General features: G+C 59.2%; 15 protein-coding genes and 2 pseudogenes. 6 read left to right on the forward strand and 11 right to left on the reverse strand.

Annotation, left to right across the window (positions count from 1 at the left end):
- Position 1 precedes the first annotated feature (1 nt).
- The 7 genes and pseudogenes from imuA to BM186_RS10030 form a co-directional block, all read right to left on the reverse strand.
- Positions 2-619: a translesion DNA synthesis-associated protein ImuA gene (gene imuA / locus BM186_RS09995; protein ID WP_074915028.1), complete on the reverse strand. Its 618-nt coding sequence runs from the start codon at positions 617-619 to the stop codon at positions 2-4.
- 591 nt (positions 620-1,210) lie between these two features.
- Positions 1,211-2,175, reverse strand: a pseudogene (locus tag BM186_RS10005) (GNAT family N-acetyltransferase).
- Positions 2,176-2,340: 165 nt separating this feature from the next.
- On the reverse strand, positions 2,341-2,514 hold the full coding sequence (locus tag BM186_RS27075; protein WP_083431589.1) for an AMP-binding enzyme: 174 nt from the start codon (positions 2,512-2,514) through the stop codon (positions 2,341-2,343).
- Positions 2,465-3,115: pseudogene (locus BM186_RS10015) on the reverse strand (AMP-binding protein); the annotation flags it as partial. The gene BM186_RS27075 and the pseudogene BM186_RS10015, both read right to left, overlap by 50 nt.
- 95 nt (positions 3,116-3,210) lie before the next feature.
- Complete coding sequence (eat, locus tag BM186_RS10020) at positions 3,211-4,659, reverse strand: ethanolamine permease (protein WP_074915032.1); 1,449 nt, start codon at positions 4,657-4,659, stop codon at positions 3,211-3,213.
- Between the two features lie 79 nt (positions 4,660-4,738).
- Positions 4,739-6,259: an acetaldehyde dehydrogenase ExaC gene (gene exaC / locus BM186_RS10025; RefSeq protein WP_074915033.1), complete on the reverse strand. Its 1,521-nt coding sequence runs from the start codon at positions 6,257-6,259 to the stop codon at positions 4,739-4,741.
- 55 nt (positions 6,260-6,314) lie between these two features.
- Positions 6,315-7,625: an aspartate aminotransferase family protein gene (locus tag BM186_RS10030; protein ID WP_074915035.1), complete on the reverse strand. Its 1,311-nt coding sequence runs from the start codon at positions 7,623-7,625 to the stop codon at positions 6,315-6,317.
- Between the two features lie 259 nt (positions 7,626-7,884).
- Here BM186_RS10030 and BM186_RS10035 point away from each other — a divergent pair, with 259 nt between their 5' ends.
- Positions 7,885-8,898, forward strand: coding sequence for a phosphotransferase enzyme family protein (locus tag BM186_RS10035; protein WP_074915036.1), 1,014 nt, complete (start codon positions 7,885-7,887; stop codon positions 8,896-8,898).
- A 78-nt stretch (positions 8,899-8,976) separates the two neighbouring features.
- Here the strand turns inward: BM186_RS10035 and qhpR are convergent, their stop codons facing one another.
- The gene (qhpR, locus tag BM186_RS10040) at positions 8,977-10,029 is read right to left on the reverse strand and encodes an AraC-like transcriptional regulator QhpR (protein ID WP_074915038.1); all 1,053 of its coding nucleotides are present in this window, start codon (positions 10,027-10,029) and stop codon (positions 8,977-8,979) included.
- 207 nt (positions 10,030-10,236) lie between these two features.
- On the opposite strand from qhpR, the gene fabG reads away from it, so the two are divergent.
- The 5 genes from fabG to gabD all read left to right on the forward strand — a co-directional run bounded on the left by fabG (position 10,237) and on the right by gabD (position 16,056).
- Positions 10,237-11,184, forward strand: a complete 948-nt coding sequence (fabG, locus tag BM186_RS10045; RefSeq protein ID WP_241519868.1) for a 3-oxoacyl-ACP reductase FabG — start codon at positions 10,237-10,239, stop codon at positions 11,182-11,184.
- Positions 11,185-11,491: 307 nt separating this feature from the next.
- Entirely contained in the window at positions 11,492-12,466 is a 975-nt protein-coding gene (locus BM186_RS10050; RefSeq protein ID WP_074915042.1) for a zinc-dependent alcohol dehydrogenase family protein, read from the forward strand.
- A 40-nt stretch (positions 12,467-12,506) separates the two neighbouring features.
- Positions 12,507-12,851, forward strand: a complete 345-nt coding sequence (locus tag BM186_RS10055) for an antibiotic biosynthesis monooxygenase family protein (protein WP_074915044.1) — start codon at positions 12,507-12,509, stop codon at positions 12,849-12,851.
- Between the two features lie 43 nt (positions 12,852-12,894).
- A complete protein-coding gene (locus BM186_RS10060; protein ID WP_074915046.1) occupies positions 12,895-14,538 on the forward strand; it encodes an acetolactate synthase large subunit in 1,644 nt (547 codons plus the stop codon).
- Positions 14,539-14,613: 75 nt separating this feature from the next.
- Complete coding sequence (gene gabD / locus BM186_RS10065) at positions 14,614-16,056, forward strand: NADP-dependent succinate-semialdehyde dehydrogenase (RefSeq protein ID WP_072423968.1); 1,443 nt, start codon at positions 14,614-14,616, stop codon at positions 16,054-16,056.
- Positions 16,057-16,065: 9 nt separating this feature from the next.
- On the opposite strand, the gene BM186_RS10070 is transcribed toward gabD, so the two are convergent.
- The 3 genes from BM186_RS10070 to BM186_RS10080 form a co-directional block, all read right to left on the reverse strand.
- Positions 16,066-16,614, reverse strand: a complete 549-nt coding sequence (locus tag BM186_RS10070; protein WP_074915048.1) for a PA2169 family four-helix-bundle protein — start codon at positions 16,612-16,614, stop codon at positions 16,066-16,068.
- A 77-nt stretch (positions 16,615-16,691) separates the two neighbouring features.
- Positions 16,692-17,156, reverse strand: coding sequence for a ferritin-like domain-containing protein (locus tag BM186_RS10075; protein WP_072423966.1), 465 nt, complete (start codon positions 17,154-17,156; stop codon positions 16,692-16,694).
- A 129-nt stretch (positions 17,157-17,285) separates the two neighbouring features.
- Positions 17,286-17,837: an ATP-dependent Clp protease proteolytic subunit gene (locus BM186_RS10080; RefSeq protein ID WP_074915050.1), complete on the reverse strand. Its 552-nt coding sequence runs from the start codon at positions 17,835-17,837 to the stop codon at positions 17,286-17,288.
- Positions 17,838-17,928: the final 91 nt, after the last annotated feature.

Genomic DNA, 17,928 nt, shown 5'->3' on the forward strand with positions numbered 1-17,928 from the left:
CTCAATGCCAGGCAAACGCGAGCGGCTGTGCAGGCGGCAAACCACCACGGCACTTGATCACCCGCAACTGTGCTGGCTGACTGTCGAGCACCAGTCGTAGTGCTGCCGGTGAAGGATTGGCCGCTTCTGCCTGCGGCCGATAGGCGAAAGCCAGGGTTTGTCCGGTCGCAGCGGCCACCTGCAGACGTCTTAGCGAGCGATCATCGGCCTGGCGTAACCAGCTCAACACCGCGCCACAACTCCCCGAACGCAAGCATTGTTCGGCAGCCCACAGGGCATCGCGGCCATCTGCCTGGATGATGCTCAGTTGGCGCAAATCGACGCCGGCATGAATCCAGGCCTGAGGGTAGGGCAGATGAGGAGGGGAGATTAGCACCACCCGTTCGCCGGAAACCGTCAGCCTGGCAAGGGTCGGCCACAGCAAGCTCAGCTCGCCGATGCCAGGCGCAGTCGTGAGAATTTCACTGAGTGCAGCCTTAGGCCAGCCGCCACCTGGCAATGCGGCGTCGAGAAACTGATGTCCAGTTGAGAAATTGGCGCCCGACGGCGATGAAACGACCTGGCCTCGCCATACGCGGCGAGCGTCGATCAACCGGTCAAGCGCGACCACGGATGACATGGAGTAGCAACCAAATACTGTATATGAATACAGTATTATTTGAGCCGACGCATGGGTCAAGAGAATCGCGATAAGGTGCTCAGCCTGGTTACCGAGACGCAGCCGAGTCAGCCGAATAAATCAGTCCGGAGAATCGTGTCGATCCAGGGAATCGTGATCTACGTACAACCGACTCATACGATCCGTCGTGTTGTGCAGACGCTGACTCGAAGCGAACCCATATGGCTTCTCGGAAATTTATCGCTGCGCGCACCTAGGATTGTCGACCGCAAAGCGGAGCTGCAGATGCGGTTGTGAAAGATCTCAAGGCCCATGGGAGCCCATGGATCAATGGACCATGGGAACGATGAAGCCCGGCGTTTCAAGTGTCTGGGAGCCAACATAGGTAATTCAGTCTGGCCAAATCGAGAGTAAGAGTTCCCACATTGGATAAACCATAGGTTCGCATAATGTATATTATGTTAAATTACATATTGGCTTGAGTATGCGGTGAACCACTGTGACAGCTGGTTCGCATCAGGCACGTAACGCGATCCCCGCTCTTTGAGAAATCCTCATGCCTGATGACCGAATTCTTAGTTAAAGGCGCAGTTACAGGTGGTAATCGCCTGCGGCCTCCGGCTGATATAGCACTTTCCTGATCTCGATCCGGCGAGTCCGATCAGACACTCGCCAGTCGATGGCGTCGCCCTCCTGATAGCCCAGGATGGCGGCGCCGATGTCGGAACACACGGAATGCTTGCCAGCGCTGCTGTCCGCGTCCTCAGGATAGACCAAGGCCACTTCGATCTCTTCGTCATCCAGCTGCAACAAGGCCCTGGAGTTCATCGTGACGACATTGCACGCCACCTGTTGCGGCTTGACGACGATGGCCCGCTCAAGCTCATGTTCGAGCTCAACAACGGCCGGGCCTTGCTCGAGCGCGATCAGACATTCGAGCCTGGCCTTGTCGATTTCAGTGATATAGATCCCCGTGGAGTCGCCAACGGCGCCTTCACGTAATAACTGGAGGTAGCGCCCCGCCGTCATGGAAAATGACTTCAATGTCGGCGTTTCACTCTCAAGCAGAAAACCGCTGCGTTGAAAGGTTTTCAGCGAGCGCGTGTTGTCCGGATGGATCTTGGCGATGAGCTTCTCGGCCCGTATGTCGAGGAAGGCCAGTTTCATGCCTTCGCGAATCGTACGTGCACCAAGGTTTTGGCCCCATTTGTTGCTGTCTCCGATGGCCAGGACTATCTCGCAATCGCGGCCGGTCTTGATCAGTCGGACAAAGCCTACCGGTTCATCATGTCGGTCGTAAGCCATGAAAAATCGGCCGCCCCGGTTGAACAGATGGGTCAGGATCGGCAATTGAGTTCGTTCGATGGCTTGCTCGATAGAGCGGGAAACATGACGTGAATCGCTCAGATAGCAGGTGACGCGCTCATCCTGCAACCACTCCATCAGCGTCAGTGCGTGTGCCCGAGTAATTTCAGGGCACAGCGAAATGAAAGGCTTGTTCATCTTCACCACACACTTATATGCAAAGAATGAAAGCCCTTCATGGCTATGGCCATGACGGTTCTTTCGGCAACCAGCCACTTTAAGCCATAACGCGAGTAATGCCGAACCGCCTGCGCGGCACTCAAGCTAATCAAAGCATTCAGCTATCGCCATTGCCGCTTCGCTCAACGGCGACATCCCCTCCACTACTCCACTTGAACCGCATCTCACATGGTTTATCAGAGCGCCCTGGCCCAGTCGCGCAGCAAGTATTTCTGTATTTTGCCCGTCGAGGTCTTCGGCAGCTCACGGAACACCACGGTTTTGGGCAATTTGTAACTGGCCAGTTGCTCGCGGCAAAACCCAATGATGTCCTCCTCCCGAGTGTCCGCACTCCCCTCCTTGAGGGCGATGGACCACGCCCTTGGGGTTACCGGTGGTGCCGGAGGTGTAGTTGAGCGAGATGGCCTGCCATTCGTCCTCGGGCCACTGCCAGGCGAATTGCGGGTCGCCTTCGGCCAGCAATGCTTCGTAGTCCAGGTCGCTGACCGCCTGGCCTTCGCCGTACTCAGGGTCATCGACATCGACCACCAGTGGCGGATGCGCCAGCAAACTCAAGGCCTCACGGATCACGCTATGGAACTCGCGATCAGTGATCAACACCTTCGCCTCGCCGTGTTCGAGCATGAAGGCAATCGCCGGCGCATCGAGGCGTACATTCAGCGTGTTGAGCACCGCGCCAATCATCGGCACGCCAAAGTGCACTTCGAGCATCGCCGGGATGTTGGGCAGCATCACCGCCACCGTATCGCCCTTGCCGATGCCCCTGCGGCTGAGCGCACTGGCAAGACGTCGGCAACGCTCATAGGTGTCTTGCCAGTTGCGTCTCAAGGAACCGTGGATCACCGCGGGATATTGTCCGTAAACCGCTGCGGTGCGCTCGATGAAGCTCAGCGGTGAGAGCGCTACGTGGTTAACCGCCAAGGGCGTCAGGCCAGTTTCGAAAATCGACATGAGGTTTTCCTGCAGGAAGGCCACCCGCCAAGCAGGTAGCCTTCAGTGGCTGATTGTTAGCTCTGATTCAGGTGTTGAAAGGCCTCGCCAGGCTGCTAATGAGGCGCTTCTTCGGCTTTCTGGATAGCCGCGAACTCTTCCTCTGGCGTGCCGGACACCAGGTGGTGGCGGCTGTATAGCGCAAAGTAGGCAATGAAGAGCCCGTAGATTGCCGCCGTACCCATCATCACTTTCGGGTCTACCAGGAAGCCGGCGACCAAGGCGATCGCCGCCAGGATCAAGGCGAATGACGACGTGACGATGCCACCTGGCGTGCGATACGGGCGCTGCATGTCCGGGCGACGGATGCGCAGGGAGATGTGCGCCGCCATCATCAGTACGTAGGACAGCGTAGCGCCGAACACCACGACCAGGATCAGCAAGTCACCCTGCCCCGTCAGCGACAGACCGAAGCCGATGAACCCCGGTATTACCAACGCGTGGACCGGCGCCTTGTTGCGATTGGTGACCGACAGCTTGCGTGGCAGGTAGCCCGCTCGCGACAGGGCAAAGATCTGCCGCGAGTAGGCATAGATCACCGAGAAGAAACTGGCGATCAGTCCGGCCAAGCCAACCAGGTTGACGAACTGGCTCATCCAGGTCGAACCCCCATACACCGCCTCCAGGGCCGCCACCAGTGGATTGCCCGAGTCCATCAGCGCCTCGGCACCCGCAGCCCCCGGGCCTACCAGTAGGATCAACGCGGCGAAGATGAGCAGTAGCAGCATCGAGCCGATCAAGCCACGTGGCAGGTCGCGCGCGGGGTTCTTGGTTTCCTCTGCGGCCAGAGCGACACCCTCCACGGCGAGGAAGAACCACATCGCGTAAGGGATTGCGGCCCAGATGCCGACATAGCCGAATGGCAGGAAGCTGCTGGCACCCTTGGCTTCGCTCGCCGGGATATCGAACAGGTTGGCAATCTCGACGTGCGGAACCATAGCCACGATGAACAGGCCAAGTGCGATGGCCGCCACTGCAGTAATGACGAACATCACCTTCAGGGCCTCTCCCGCACCGAGCACATGGATACCGATGAACAGCGTGTAGAACGCCAGGTAGATCGGCCAGCCACCAACTCCGAACAGTGACTCACAGTAGGCACCGATGAACACCGCGATAGCGGCCGGCGCGATGGCGTACTCGAGCAGGATCGCCGCCCCGGCGAAGAAGCCGCCCCAGGGCCCGAAGGCCGTGCGGACGAAGCCGTAACCGCCACCTGCGGTGGGAATCATCGAAGACAACTCGGCCATGGAGAAGCACATGCACAGGTACATGGCGGCCATCAGCAAGGTGGCGAGGAACATGCCGCCCCACCCGCCCTGGGCCAGGCCGAAGTTCCAGCCGGCAAAGTCACCCGATATGACATAGGCAACCCCCAGACCGATAAGCAGCACCCATCCCGCAGCACCTTGTTTCAACTGTCGATTCTGGAAATATTGCGCATCGACATTCTCGGTTTCGACACCGCGCGCGAGGCTGATTGTTTGTTCTTGTTGAATGGACATAAGTTGGGTCCTCTTCATGTCAGCCGCCATGCACCTGCACGGCGGCGTGAGGCGAATTAGGGAGTGGCTATGGCAGTACTCAGAAGAACCCCAACGGGTTGATGTCGTAGCTGATCAGCAAGTTCTTGGTCTGCTGGTAGTGGTCGAGCATCATCTTGTGAGTCTCGCGCCCTACCCCAGACTTCTTGTAGCCACCGAACGCGGCATGCGCCGGGTACAGGTGGTAGCAGTTGGTCCATACGCGGCCAGCCTTGATGCCGCGCCCCATCCGGTAGGCACGGTTGATGTCGCGAGTCCACACCCCGGCGCCCAGGCCGAACTCGGTGTCGTTGGCAATCGCCAGGGCCTCGGCTTCGTCCTTGAAAGTGGTGACGCTGACCACCGGGCCGAAGATCTCCTCCTGGAACACGCGCATCTTGTTGTGGCCCTTGAGCAGGGTCGGCTGGATGTAGTAACCGGTGGCCAAGGAGCCTTCGAGCTTCTCCACCTTGCCACCGGTCAGCAGCTCAGCACCCTCCTCCTGGGCAATCTCCATGTACGACAGGATCTTCTCGAACTGCTGCTGAGAGGCCTGGGCGCCGACCATGGTGTCGGTGTCCAGCGGGTTGCCGCGCTTGATCTGCTGCACCTTTTTCAGCACCACTTCCATGAACTGTGGGTAGATCGACTCCTGCACCAGCGCGCGCGACGGGCAGGTGCACACCTCGCCTTGGTTGAAGAAAGCCAGCACCAGGCCTTCGGCGGCCTTTTCGATAAAGGTAGGCTCGGCGTTCATGATGTCTTCAAAGAAGATGTTCGGGCTCTTGCCGCCCAACTCCACGGTCGAGGGGATGATGTTCTCGGCGGCGCACTTGAGAATGTGCGAGCCCACCGGGGTGGAGCCGGTAAAGGCGATCTTGGCGATACGTTTGCTGGTGGCCAGGGCCTCGCCGGCTTCGCGGCCATAGCCTTGCACCACATTGAGCACGCCCGGCGGCAGCAGGTCGCCGATCAGCTCCATCAGCACGGTAATCGACAACGGAGTCTGCTCGGCAGGCTTCAAGATCACGCAGTTACCTGCGGCCAGTGCGGGGGCTAGTTTCCAGGCGGCCATCAACAACGGAAAGTTCCACGGAATGATCTGCCCGACCACGCCAAGGGGCTCGTGGAAGTGATAGGCCGCAGTGTGTTCATCGATTTCGGCGGCGCTGCCTTCCTGGGCGCGGATGCACCCTGCGTAGTAGCGGAAGTGGTCGGCGGCCAGGGGCACGTCGGCATTCAGGGTTTCGCGAACGGCCTTGCCGTTGTCCCAGGTTTCGGCCACGGCCAGCAGTTCGAGATTGGCTTCGATACGGTCGGCGATTTTCAGCAGGATGTGCGAACGTTCCTGCACGCTGGTGTGGCCCCAGGCGCCGGCAGCAGCATGGGCGGCATCCAGGGCCAACTCGATGTCGTCGCTGCCTGAGCGTGGGAACTCACCAATCAACGAGCCATCGACCGGGCTGGTATTGCTGAAGTACAGGCCTTTGACCGGGGCCACGAACGCGCCACCGATATAGTTGCCATATTGCGGCTTGAGTTGGATGACCGCATCGGGTGTTCCGGGTTTCGCGTAGATCATGGTGCTCTCCGTGACATTGTTGTTGTGATTGTCGGGCGCAGTACCGCTGCGCCGGTCAGAGTCGCTCGAGCACGCGCTCCAAGCTGTTCAGGAAAATCTCTGCATGCTCGCGCTGGAAGACCAGCGGTGGGCGAATCTTGAGGGTATTGACATGTGGACCGGCGGCGCCGATCAGCACGTGCTCCTCTCGCAGGCCGTTGACCACTTGCGCAGCAGTCGCGGCATCGGGCGCACCCTCCGGGGTCGTGAAGTCGACGCCGAGGTAAAGCCCCATGCCACGCACATCACCGATGACCGGGTGGCGTACGGCCAGGCGCCGGAGCCCTTCGAGCATGAACTTGCCGGACTCGTGGGCATTGGCGATGAGGTTTTCCCGCTCGATCACTTCCAGCACCGCCAGGCCGACAGCGGATGAAACCGGGTTGCCGGCAAAGGTGTTGAAATAGCCTGACTCGTTGGCGAAACGCTGAAGGATTTGCGGCTTGATGGTGATGCCCGCCATTGGGTGGCCATTACCCATCGGTTTGCCCAGGGTGACGATGTCAGGGACCAGGCCATGGCACTGGAAGCCCCACATATGACGCCCCGAACGCCCATAGCCTGGCTGGACCTCATCGGCGATATACAGGCCGCCAGCCTCTCGAACGGCCTCGACGGCCTCGCGCAAGAACCCGGACGGTTCGAAGAAAGCGCCATCGCTGGTGAAGAACGAGTCCAGCAGCAGTGCCGCAGGCTTGATGCCGTGGCTGCGCATATCAGCCAGCGCAGCACGCACATCGGCAGCGAAACGTCGGCCGACTTCCTCGGGGTTTTCCGGGCTATGTATCGGCGCCGCGACCGTACGTACATCAGGGCTCGCTGCGATCTGCGAAAACTGCGAGGAGGACAGTTCGGCAATGCTGGCGGTGAGTCCGTGGTAGGCGTAGTTCGTAACGATCACGCCGGTGCCGCCGGTATGCTCACGAGCGATACGCACCGCCAGATCGTTGGCCTCGCTGCCCGTGCAGGTGAACATTACCTGGCTCAGCTCGGCGGGCATGGTGCCCAACAGTTTTTCCGCAAAATCCAGGATGTTGTCGTCCAGGTAACGAGTGTGCGTATTGAGCAGACGCGCCTGGCGACACAGGGCATCGACGACATGTGGGTGGCAATGCCCGACTGACGGCACGTTGTTATAAACGTCCAGGTAGCGCTGCCCCTCGACATCGTGGACCCAGACACCTTCGCCACGCACCAGGTGCAGCGGGTTCTGATAGAACAATTGATACCCAGGGCCGAGCAAACGCCGCCGACGCTCGATCATCTCGCGGGTACGCGGCGAGAGAGAGTTACTGCTTTCCTGTGAAAAAGCGTTGGTTTTCAGCATGGTGAACGGCCTCGCTAGGCGTGCAAAGAAGTACCGGAAGCGGCATCCAGGCATCAGATGCGTGATGGAAATAGTGCCGCTGGTTTCTTCTCGCGACTTGACCTTGGCAGATTCGTTATCTGCGCTGCGGTCAACTTTTCGACTTGAATCTTGTAATTGTCCTCTGCAGTCAGATTCCCCCCTCCCAGGGTCAAGCACACCCGCAACAGTCACTCCATCCTGATGCTGACTTTTCCTCAGAACTCGCTGGAGCTGGCACATGAGCACTGCAAAAGAAGAAGAAATAGGCCTTCAGACCCTGCAAGATGTGGCGATTCGCACGCTCGCCCTTTGCTACCCGCCCCATGTGCAAGGGCAAGTAACACTGCTGTGTCACTCAGAGAACGCTACATATCGCATCGACACACCGAGCGGGCATCGTTATGCCTTGCGCGTGCACAAGCATGGCTATCACCAGCGGCCCGATATCGAGAGCGAACTGGACTGGCTGAGCGCTCTGCAGGCATCAGGCATTCGAGTCCCGCGGCCCGTCATTGGCCTGGATGGGCAGTATGTGCAGAGTGCCGAGATCGGTGCTGGCAAGGAACTCAATCTGGTGCTGTTCAACTGGGTCGGCGGGGCCGAGCCCACCGCAGATGTCGACGTCAGTGCCTTCATGCGGCTGGGCGCCATTACCGCAAAGCTGCATCAGCACAGCCGGCAATGGCAGCGTCCTGCCGACTTTCGCCGGATTGTCTGGAATCACCAAAGCATGGTCGGCCCCGAGGGGCACTGGGGCAATTGGCGAAATGCGGTCAATCTGGACAGCAGCGCGTTTGGTTTGATCGAGGAGGTGTTACAGCGCGTGGAGAGCGAGTTGGCGAGCTATGGGCAGGACGCCAAGCGTTACGGTTTGATTCATGCCGATCTGCGTTTGGCCAATTTGCTGGTCGATCATGAGCACACGCACGTTATCGATTTCGATGACTGCGGTTTTGGCTGGTACATGCATGACCTGGCTTCAGCCCTGAGCTTCTACGAGCATCATGATCGACTGAATGACTGGATCGAACATTGGCTGGCCGGTTATGCGGCGGTTAGTCGTTTGACGGCGTACGACATCGCCATGATCCCGACCTTTATCATCCAGCGACGCATCCAGCTTCTGGCCTGGACCGGAACCCATGCTGACACCCAACAAGTCCGCAACCTGGGGGCGAACTGGGCGAAACAAAGCGTTGATTTATGCCGGCAATATTTGAACGATGGACTCGCCCAGGTCGCACTTCGATGATGCCCCATGAACGAAATTCGGACACTTTCAAGAAATAGCGCTTTGGCGGCGGCATCGAGTCCTGAGATGCCGACCGAATTACGCGTCAGACTTGCGCCACTGTTTCGGACTCGCCCCGTGCCAACGCCGGAAAGCGCGCGAAAAGGCACTGGTCTCTGAATAACCAAGCAGCAGTGCGAGCTCGGAGATGGGTAAGCTCGTTCGGGTCAGGTAATACTGGGCCAGTTCCTGACGCACCTTTTCGACCAGAGCAGAAAAGGTCAATCCTCTCTCGCCAAGGCGTCGTTGCAAACTCCAGGGTGTAATATTCAGCAGGTCCGCCACTTGCTCGAGGCTAGGCTCCCCCTCAGCCAGCTGAATTCGGATCTGCGCCTGCACATCGTTGATGATGCCATGCCCCCCCTGCTGCTCGCCCCATTGGCGCGCCAACAGTTCCATGCTTTCCATGACGATGGCCAGCAGGCGACCATCCCGATCGGGCATGGCTTTCTCCAGCGTACTCTTCCTGAACACCAGCGAATTACAGGGCTGGCCAAAGAAGACAGGAGCATCGAAGGCCTTACAGTGTTCGTGCCAGGCCTCTGGCTGAGGGTGCTCGAAATGAACCCGCTCAGGGGCCCATTTCTGGCCGAGCGCGTGACGCATCAAGTTGGTGAACATGCCCATGGACAGTTCAGCGTCCTGACGCTTGCGAAAGATCGCACCGTACCGGACCTGGTAATCGAGCCGGCACCATTCGCCCTCCACCTCAAGCCGCAGCAAGCTACCTTGCTGATGAACAGGGAACACCTTCACCACGTTACGCAGTGCGTCTCCCAGGGTTTCCGAACAGATGCCGACATAACCGAGCATACCCAGGCTATCGGGTTTGAATTGATTGCCGTAGCGCAAACCAAAGTTGTCATCCTGGGTCTGGCGCGCAGCCTCTTCGAAGACAGCGCAATACTGCTTGAGATCAAGGCTCAACGTTGGATGCTGCAGATGCTCCGGGTCGAACCCCGCATGACCGAAGATTCGGTCTGCATCGCCACCTTTCAGCTGGATGAATTCAGCCAGGCCCGTAGCAGCCGAACTGAGGACGCCAATGGATTGAAGCTGATCGGCGAGTCGTCGCGTAGTGGCAAGTTGCATGGCAACCTCTCACATGAATGCTGATGGGACCGTTAGGTCGGTTTTGATAAGCACGATATCAAGGCAAGGTTCATGCCGTTCTTTGACACACATCCTGTGAGAGATCTCATTGAGCTTAGCAACATTCGATACAGCCTGAATTATCAGCGACCACCGGTCTCTTTCTATCGGTTTTCCTCGAATCAGTGACAAGTCCAAGGAGGCCAAGTGGAGCGGCCAACCCTGAAACTTGAAGGCCGGTCGATGACTGAGTTGCAAAGCATAGACCCTGTTTTTTTCTGGGTTTTGATCGCTGAGCACAAAAATGTGCCAAGCGGTCAAGCGGATATCCATGGTTTGACTGACGATGCCAGTGAACCTAATTGGATAGGAGCTGTGCAGATGTTCTCGTCATTAAGTGGCAAGAGTGTCCTGATCACTGGTGCCAGCAGTGGCATAGGCCTTGGAATTGCCAGGCTGTTTGCTATTCAGGGCGCGCGCGTGTTGATCACCGCCCGTAACGCTGAAAAGGTCGAAGCCGTTGCGGCCGGTATGCGCGCTGATGGGCTGCAGGTACAAGGGTTGGCCGCCGATGTGGCTGACTCAGCGTCCGTCAAGGCATTGATGCGGACCCTGGATGAAATGTACGGCGGCCTCGACGTGCTCTGCTGCAATGCAGGCATTTTCCCCAGCTCGACCCTGGAAAACCTGACCGAGGCCGATTGGGATCGGGTGTTGGCAACCAATGCCAAAGGCACATTCCTGTGCGTGCAAGCCGCCCTGCCCCTCCTGCGGCGAGCCGAATACGGTCGGGTGATCCTCACCTCATCGATTACGGGGCCCGTCACCGGCTCCCCCGGTTGGGTTCATTACGGCGCGAGCAAGGCAGCGCAGCTGGGTTTCATGCGTACTGCGGCGATCGAATTGGCCAAGGACGGCATCACCGTCAATGCGGTACTCCCCGGCAACATCATCACCGAAGGCTTTCTCGATGTGGATGCCGAATACCAGGCCGGCGTGGCCGCTTCGATTCCGGCCAAGCGCCTCGGCACCCCCGAAGACGTTGCCAGCGCTGTCATGTTCTTTGCCAGCCGTGAAGCCGGCTACATCACTGGGCAAAGCCTGATTATCGATGGTGGCCAGGTCCTGCCGGAATCACTTCAAGCTATTGAGTAAGTAGCCAGCCTGAATAAGGAATCTGCCCGTGAACAGCGCGACATCTGCCGACGTGCAGGGCCTGAAAAACTCCCCGAAGTCTCGCCAGTACGCTGCGCACGCGTGCGCATCTGGATTTATCACCACAACCTGATTCCAGAACCATCGTTTCGTCCAAGGCAAGTGACTGCCGCTGGTAATACGCTTTTCTATCCGGCGGCCGGAGGAACAAGCAAGAGCGCGGCCTGCGACCTCTTTGTGAATCGCATGCTGAAAGAAACATGCCCGGCTTGAGCACTCTCAAGCCTCACAGATACGAGGATTTACAATGAAAGCGCAAGTACTCAAATCCTTTGGCGGCCCGAACGCGTTCGAACTGAGCGAAGTGGCCAAACCCGTACCGCAGGCAGGCCAAGTGCTGGTGCGGGTTCACGCAACCTCCATCAACCCGCTGGATTACCAGGTACGTCGCGGCGACTACGTCGACTACGTGCCTCTCCCCGCCATTACCGGGCATGACGTATCCGGCGTCGTCGAAGCCGTCGGTCCGGGTGTGACGAGCTTCGTGCCAGGTGATGAAGTCTGGTACACCACGCAAATTTTCGAAGGCGATGGCAGCTATGCCGAGTACCACGTGGCGTCCGAAAGCATCATCGGCAAGAAGCCGGCATCGTTGAGTCATCTCGAGGCGGCAAGCCTGACGCTGGTAGGCGGAACGGTCTGGGAAGCCCTGATCGGGCGTGTATCGCTGAGGGTCGGGGAAAGCATTCTGATCCACGGCGGCGCCGGTGGCGTTGGCCACGTGGCGATCCAGGTGGCCAAAGCCATTGGCGCTCGGGTGTTCACCACCGTGCGCGAAGCCAACTTCGAGTTCGCCCGGGGCCTGGGTGCCGATGTGGTCATCGACTACGAGCAAGAGGATTACGTTGACGCCGTCCTGCGGGAAACCGATGGCCAGGGTGTCGATGTGATTTTCGACACCATCGGCGGTGACACCCTGACCCGCAGCCCCGATGCGCTCGCCCAGCTTGGCCGTGTGGTTTCGATCGTGGACATCGCCAAGCCGCAGAACCTCATTCAGGCCTGGGGCAAGAACGCCAGCTACCACTTCGTCTTCACCCGGCAGAACCGCGGCAAGCTCGATGAGCTGAAGGCATTGGTCGAGCGTGGCCAGCTGCGCCCCCATATTGGCGCGGTCTATTCGCTCGCGGATATCTCAAACGCGCATGCGCTGCTGGAGACACCTAACAACGGTCTTCGCGGAAAAGTCGCAATTGCCGTCGAGCCCTCGCTCGCACCGTAAGTGCATGCAACTGCCGAACTTGCTCTAGAGGAATACCGCAATGATTTATGAAATCGCACTGCTGCCCGTTCACAAAGAACAGATCGAACCCTTCAAACAGGCATTTGCCGAAGTGGTTCACTTGCTCCAGCGGGCCAAGGGTTATGGCGGCCACATGCTCGCGCAGGGAATCGAAAGCCCCGAGCGATTCAACCTGATCGTGCGCTGGGCGTCACTCGAAGACCACACGCCGGGCTTCGAAGCGAGTGACGACCATCAGACGTTCATGCTGGGCCTGGAGGAATTTTTCTCGGAAGAGCCGACGGTCTATCACATCGAGGGAGCGGCTTTCAGTACGGGAAAGGATGAAGACCAGAACGGCATCTTTGGCGTGGCAGTACCTTAAATTGCGCGCAAGCGCTCACAGCCACAGACAGTGGGGTGGAGCAATGGCCAAGGCCGCTGATGTAGTTGTGCAATGCCTGGAGAACGAAGGTGTCGAGTACGTCTTCGGCATTCCGGGTGAGGAAAACCTCGATCTGCTGGAGTCTCTACGCAAATCGAAGATCAAACTGGTACTGACCCGCCACGAGCAATCCGCAGGTTTCATGGCCGCCACCTACGGCCGCCTGACCGGCAAGACCGGCGTCAGCCTGTCGACCCTCGGCCCTGGTGCCACCAACCTGGTGACCGCCGGTGCCTATGCCTATCTGGGTGGCATGCCGATGATGATGATCACCGGCCAGAAGCCGATCAAGAAGTCCAAGCAGGGCCGGTTCCAGATCATCGACGTCTGCGGGATGATGGCTCCAATCACCAAATACACCCACCAGTTCGCCTCGGCCGACAACATTCCGGCTCGCATGCGCGAAGCTTTCCGTCTGGCTGAAGAAGAAAAGCCCGGTGCCGTGCACCTGGAACTGCCGGAAGACATCGCCGCCGAGCAGACCGAGAGCACGCCGATTCCGCCGAGCCTGCACCGTCGCCCGTTGGCCGAGCACAAGGCGATTGAAGGCGCGGTAGAGAAACTGCAGAACGCCCGCACTCCAATTCTGGTGATCGGCGCTGGCGCCAACCGCAAGATGACCGCCAAGGTGCTCAAGCAACTGATCGACAAGACCGGCATCCCCTTCGTCACCACCCAGATGGGCAAGGGCGTGGTAGATGAGCGCAACCCACGTTTCCTGGGCAATGCCGCGCTGTCCGCGGGCGATTTCGTGCACCGCGCCATCGAGGCCGCCGACCTGATCGTCAACATCGGCCATGACGTGATCGAAAAGCCACCGTTTTTCATGGTGCGTGGCGGTACCGAAGTCATCCACATCAGCTTCCGTTCTGCCGAAGTCGATGCCGTGTACTTCCCGCAGGTGGAAGTGATCGGCGATATCGCCAACGCCGTGTGGCAGATTGGCGAAGCGTTGCAGATTCAGGACCACTGGGACTTCAGCCGGCTGATGGCGATTCGCGAAGCCAACGAAGAACAGATCGTCGAGGGCGCTGGTGACAACCGCTTCCCGATCTACCCACAGCGCTTCGTCGCTGACGTGCGTCAGGCCTTGCCGTCCGAAGGCGTGGTCGCGCTGGATAACGGCATCTACAAGATCTGGTTCGCGCGCAACTACAAGGCGCACAAGCCGAACACCGTGCTACTCGACAACGCTCTGGCGACCATGGGTGCAGGCCTGCCTTCGGCCATGGCCGCGCACTTGGTCTGCCCGGACCGGCCGGTGGTCGCGGTGTGTGGCGACGGTGGTTTCATGATGAACAGCCAGGAGTTGGAGACCGCAGTACGCCTGAAGATGAACCTGACGGTCATCATCCTGCGCGACGGCGGCTACGGCATGATTCGCTGGAAGCAGTCGAACATGGGCTTCACCGATTTCGGCCTGGACTACGGCAACCCGGACTTCGTCATGTATGCGCAAAGCTACGGCGCACAAGGCCATCGAGTGGAAAACGCCGCAGGCTTCCTGCCACTGTTGCAGCGCTGCATCAGCGAGCCAGGCGTGCACGTGATCGATTGTCCGGTGGACTACTCGGAGAATGACTTCATTCTCAATGGTGAAATCAAGAGAAGAAGTGCCCTGGTCTGATCTGACCAGACGCGTTTGTCTTGGAGGCGGCACTGCGGTGCCGCCAGTCTTTCCGTATTGAAATCGGAGTGCATCATGCAACTCAAAGACACTCAGCTGTTCCGCCAGCAGGCCTTCATCGATGGTGCGTGGGTTGACGCGGACAGTGGTCAGACGATCAAGGTCGATAACCCGGCAACCGGCGAAATTCTGGGCAGCGTGCCGAAAATGGGCGCCGCGGAAACCCGCCGAGCCATTGAAGCCGCGGACAAGGCACTGCCCGCTTGGCGCGCACTGACCGCGAAGGAGCGTGGGAACAAGCTACGTCGCTGGTTCGAACTGATGATCGAGAACCAGGACGACCTTGCGCGCCTGATGACTTTGGAGCAAGGCAAACCCTTGGCAGAAGCCAAGGGTGAAATCGTCTACGCCGCCTCCTTTATCGAGTGGTTCGCCGAAGAAGCCAAGCGTATTTACGGTGACGTCATTCCGGGCCATCAGCCGGACAAGCGCCTGATCGTGCTGAAACAGCCGATCGGCGTTACCGCCGCCATCACACCGTGGAACTTCCCGGCCGCGATGATCACCCGTAAAGCCGGCCCAGCCCTGGCCGCCGGTTGCACCATGGTGCTCAAGCCGGCTTCGCAAACCCCATTCTCCGCGTTCGCCCTGGCTGAACTGGCGCAGCGTGCCGGAATCCCTAACGGCGTGTTCAACGTGGTGTCTGGCAGCGCCGGCGACATCGGCAGCGAGCTGACCAGCAACCCGACCGTACGCAAACTGACCTTCACCGGCTCGACCGAAATCGGTCGCCAACTGATGGCCGAATGCGCCAAGGACATCAAGAAAGTCTCGCTGGAACTGGGCGGTAACGCGCCATTCATCGTGTTTGACGACGCAGACCTGGACAAGGCCGTCGAAGGCGCGATCATCTCCAAGTACCGCAACAACGGCCAGACCTGCGTCTGCGCCAACCGTCTGTACATTCAGGATTCGGTCTACGACGCATTTGCCGAGAAGCTCAAGGTGGCTGTGGCCAGACTGAAGGTCGGTAACGGCCTGGAAGACGGCACCAGCGCCGGTCCCCTGATCGACGGCAAAGCCGTGGCCAAGGTCAAAGAACATATCGCCGACGCGGTTGCCAAAGGCGCCACCTTGCTGGCCGGCGGCAAGTCCATCGAAGGCAACTTCTTCGAGCCGACCATCCTGACCAACGTGCCCAACAACGCCGCCGTGGCCAAGGAAGAGACATTCGGCCCGCTGGCGCCACTGTTTCGCTTCAAAGACGAAGCTGAGGTCATCGCGATGTCGAACGACACCGAATTCGGTCTGGCCTCGTACTTCTTTGCGCGTGACCTGAGCCGTGTGTTCCGCGTGGCGGAAGCCCTGGAATACGGCATGGTTGGCGTCAACACCGGCCTTGTGTCTAATGAGGTCGCACCGTTCGGTGGCATGAAGGCCTCGGGCTTGGGCCGTGAAGGCTCCAAGTACGGCATTGAAGACTACCTGGAGATCAAATACCTGTGTCTGAGTGTATGAGGCGCCTGATCACGCCTTGTGCTCAACGCTGCCATTAAGCCCCCTGCCCCCATTTGTGCGGGGGTGGATCAGGTCTGAGTCTCGATCATGCTCGCGCCTGAGTGTGTCGAGACAGGGCCAGTGATCGAGCGCGTTCTGGAGCTGCTGCGCAGCTGCGATCGTGTGCTGATGATGCTCAGCCAGTTGCTGCTGAAATGCCGGCGACAGCGTTTGCGCCAGCAACGACTCGAAGGCCCGTCTTGATCGGGTTTCGAGCCGTGATGCGACTTCGAGCCTGGTTCGATCATCAGTCGGCGCGATCAGGCTTCTCAGCCTGTACCAACCGCGCTGCCACAGCATTGCCAGGCTGACGTGCCAGTTGGCTCGGCCGCCATAGGTAGTGATCTGAGTACGCAGGCAGACAATCAGAGCGGAGTAGTTGCGCTCGCGTTCACCAAGAAACTCGCGCAACAGCGCGTCCTGAGCGCCCGATGCGAGTAGTCGACAGGTCCGTCGCCCTTCAACGCAGATGGCCTGCAACCGGATGAGATGAGCAATGGTCTTGTCCAACGTCGGCATGCGCTACGCCTCCCCTGCGCTCGGATGCAAAGAACTGACACCGGGTGCGCGCAGTGTCGCGGCACCCGGTAGACGGATCAGCTCTTGGCACGAGCCACGTCACGCATCGCTCTGACTTCATCGTGATTGCGCAGCACGCCCTGATACTGACGCTCCACCATGCTGCGGATTTCTGGGGGAAGATTCTTGGTCAGCGCTTCGCTGTAGCGCTCCTTGGCCACGTCTTCGCCGCGCTCGGCCTCGTTGAGAATGGCCTCTTCGTCCTTGCCGGTGACCAGTGATTTCAGGTCGACCCAACGGCGGTGCAGGTCTGCTCCCACGCTGGTGCTGTCCTCTGGTTCACCGCCCAATTCCAGGACGGTCCGTTGCAGTTCTTCCGCCGCTTCGGCGCATTGCCGCGAGCGTTGCGAGAAGAGCTGCTTCATGTCAGGTCGTTTGACGTCTTCGGCGCAGATCTTGAAGCCTGCCTCGCCGTCCTTGCAGGTTTCGATCAGCTTGTTGAGGGTACGTACCAGGTCTTTACGATCGTCGGTGAGTTCCATGAGTCGTCTCCAGGCCGGCTAAACGGCCATTGCTGGGTGGTATGTCCCCTGGCGGGGCGTACATGGATTCCGACGCTCAGGCTGCGCGGATCGTTCAGGGAAAATTCCAAGCGGCAGGCTGAGCCGGCTTCAGGTATGCACGCACCAGTTGACTGCCTCGGCCGGCATGCCGAGGCAGTCTTCACGGTGAATCACACCGGCTGCCAGTGCCTCGGAGGCGTTGAGAATGCGCGGCGCAGACATCAGACATTCGAGCACGTTGAGGGGCGCTTCGGCGCCAGCGGTGCACTCGGCGACGATGCTGGCGTAAAGCTGCAGATCGTAGTCCAGGCTCATGGCGTACTCGGACATGCGCGCGTGGTCCACGGCGCCGTTGACCGTCCAGTGAAAGGGATGAAACAGGAACTTGCTATGCGGGCAGGCCGTGCGTGTTTCGCCGGCAAGAAAAATGATGTTGCCCATGGATTCGACGGTGCCGAGGTTGTGCGTCTTCACGGGCACCGGGAGTGAAATGAGGAAGTTGTAGAGGGAGAAGCCGTAGCTGCACTCCCCGCCCATGGTGGCAATCTTCAGCACCAGCTCATCGGCGCCCTGATGGATGGCCTGGCTGCATTTGGCGATCAACTGACCGCAGGTGTAGGAGTTGATCGGGGCGGTGAAATGCACGACGTGGGTTCTCATGATGGTCTCCTCTGCAATGAAATGCCTTTGCGCGGCCTTCTTTTGCAGTGAGTGAAAACGCACGGGAGGGTTTCAATTTTATGCCTCGATG

The sequence above is a fragment of the Ectopseudomonas toyotomiensis genome (assembly GCF_900115695.1).
Lineage (GTDB): Bacteria > Pseudomonadota > Gammaproteobacteria > Pseudomonadales > Pseudomonadaceae > Aquipseudomonas > Aquipseudomonas toyotomiensis.

Excerpts from the sequence above, each read along its gene's own strand:
- imuA (WP_074915028.1), bottom strand. The coding sequence starts at position 619 with ATGTCATCCGTGGTCGCGCTTGACCGGTTGATCGACGCTCGCCGCGTA.
- eat (WP_074915032.1), bottom strand. The coding sequence starts at position 4,659 with ATGTCCATTCAACAAGAACAAACAATCAGCCTCGCGCGCGGTGTCGAA.
- BM186_RS10060 (WP_074915046.1), top strand. The coding sequence starts at position 12,895 with ATGGCCAAGGCCGCTGATGTAGTTGTGCAATGCCTGGAGAACGAAGGT.
- BM186_RS10055 (WP_074915044.1), top strand. The coding sequence starts at position 12,507 with ATGATTTATGAAATCGCACTGCTGCCCGTTCACAAAGAACAGATCGAA.
- BM186_RS10050 (WP_074915042.1), top strand. The coding sequence starts at position 11,492 with ATGAAAGCGCAAGTACTCAAATCCTTTGGCGGCCCGAACGCGTTCGAA.
- BM186_RS10080 (WP_074915050.1), bottom strand. The coding sequence starts at position 17,837 with ATGAGAACCCACGTCGTGCATTTCACCGCCCCGATCAACTCCTACACC.
- BM186_RS10030 (WP_074915035.1), bottom strand. The coding sequence starts at position 7,625 with ATGCTGAAAACCAACGCTTTTTCACAGGAAAGCAGTAACTCTCTCTCG.
- BM186_RS10070 (WP_074915048.1), bottom strand. The coding sequence starts at position 16,614 with ATGCCGACGTTGGACAAGACCATTGCTCATCTCATCCGGTTGCAGGCC.
- gabD (WP_072423968.1), top strand. The coding sequence starts at position 14,614 with ATGCAACTCAAAGACACTCAGCTGTTCCGCCAGCAGGCCTTCATCGAT.
- exaC (WP_074915033.1), bottom strand. The coding sequence starts at position 6,259 with ATGATCTACGCGAAACCCGGAACACCCGATGCGGTCATCCAACTCAAG.
- BM186_RS10075 (WP_072423966.1), bottom strand. The coding sequence starts at position 17,156 with ATGGAACTCACCGACGATCGTAAAGACCTGGTACGTACCCTCAACAAG.
- BM186_RS10035 (WP_074915036.1), top strand. The coding sequence starts at position 7,885 with ATGAGCACTGCAAAAGAAGAAGAAATAGGCCTTCAGACCCTGCAAGAT.
- qhpR (WP_074915038.1), bottom strand. The coding sequence starts at position 10,029 with ATGCAACTTGCCACTACGCGACGACTCGCCGATCAGCTTCAATCCATT.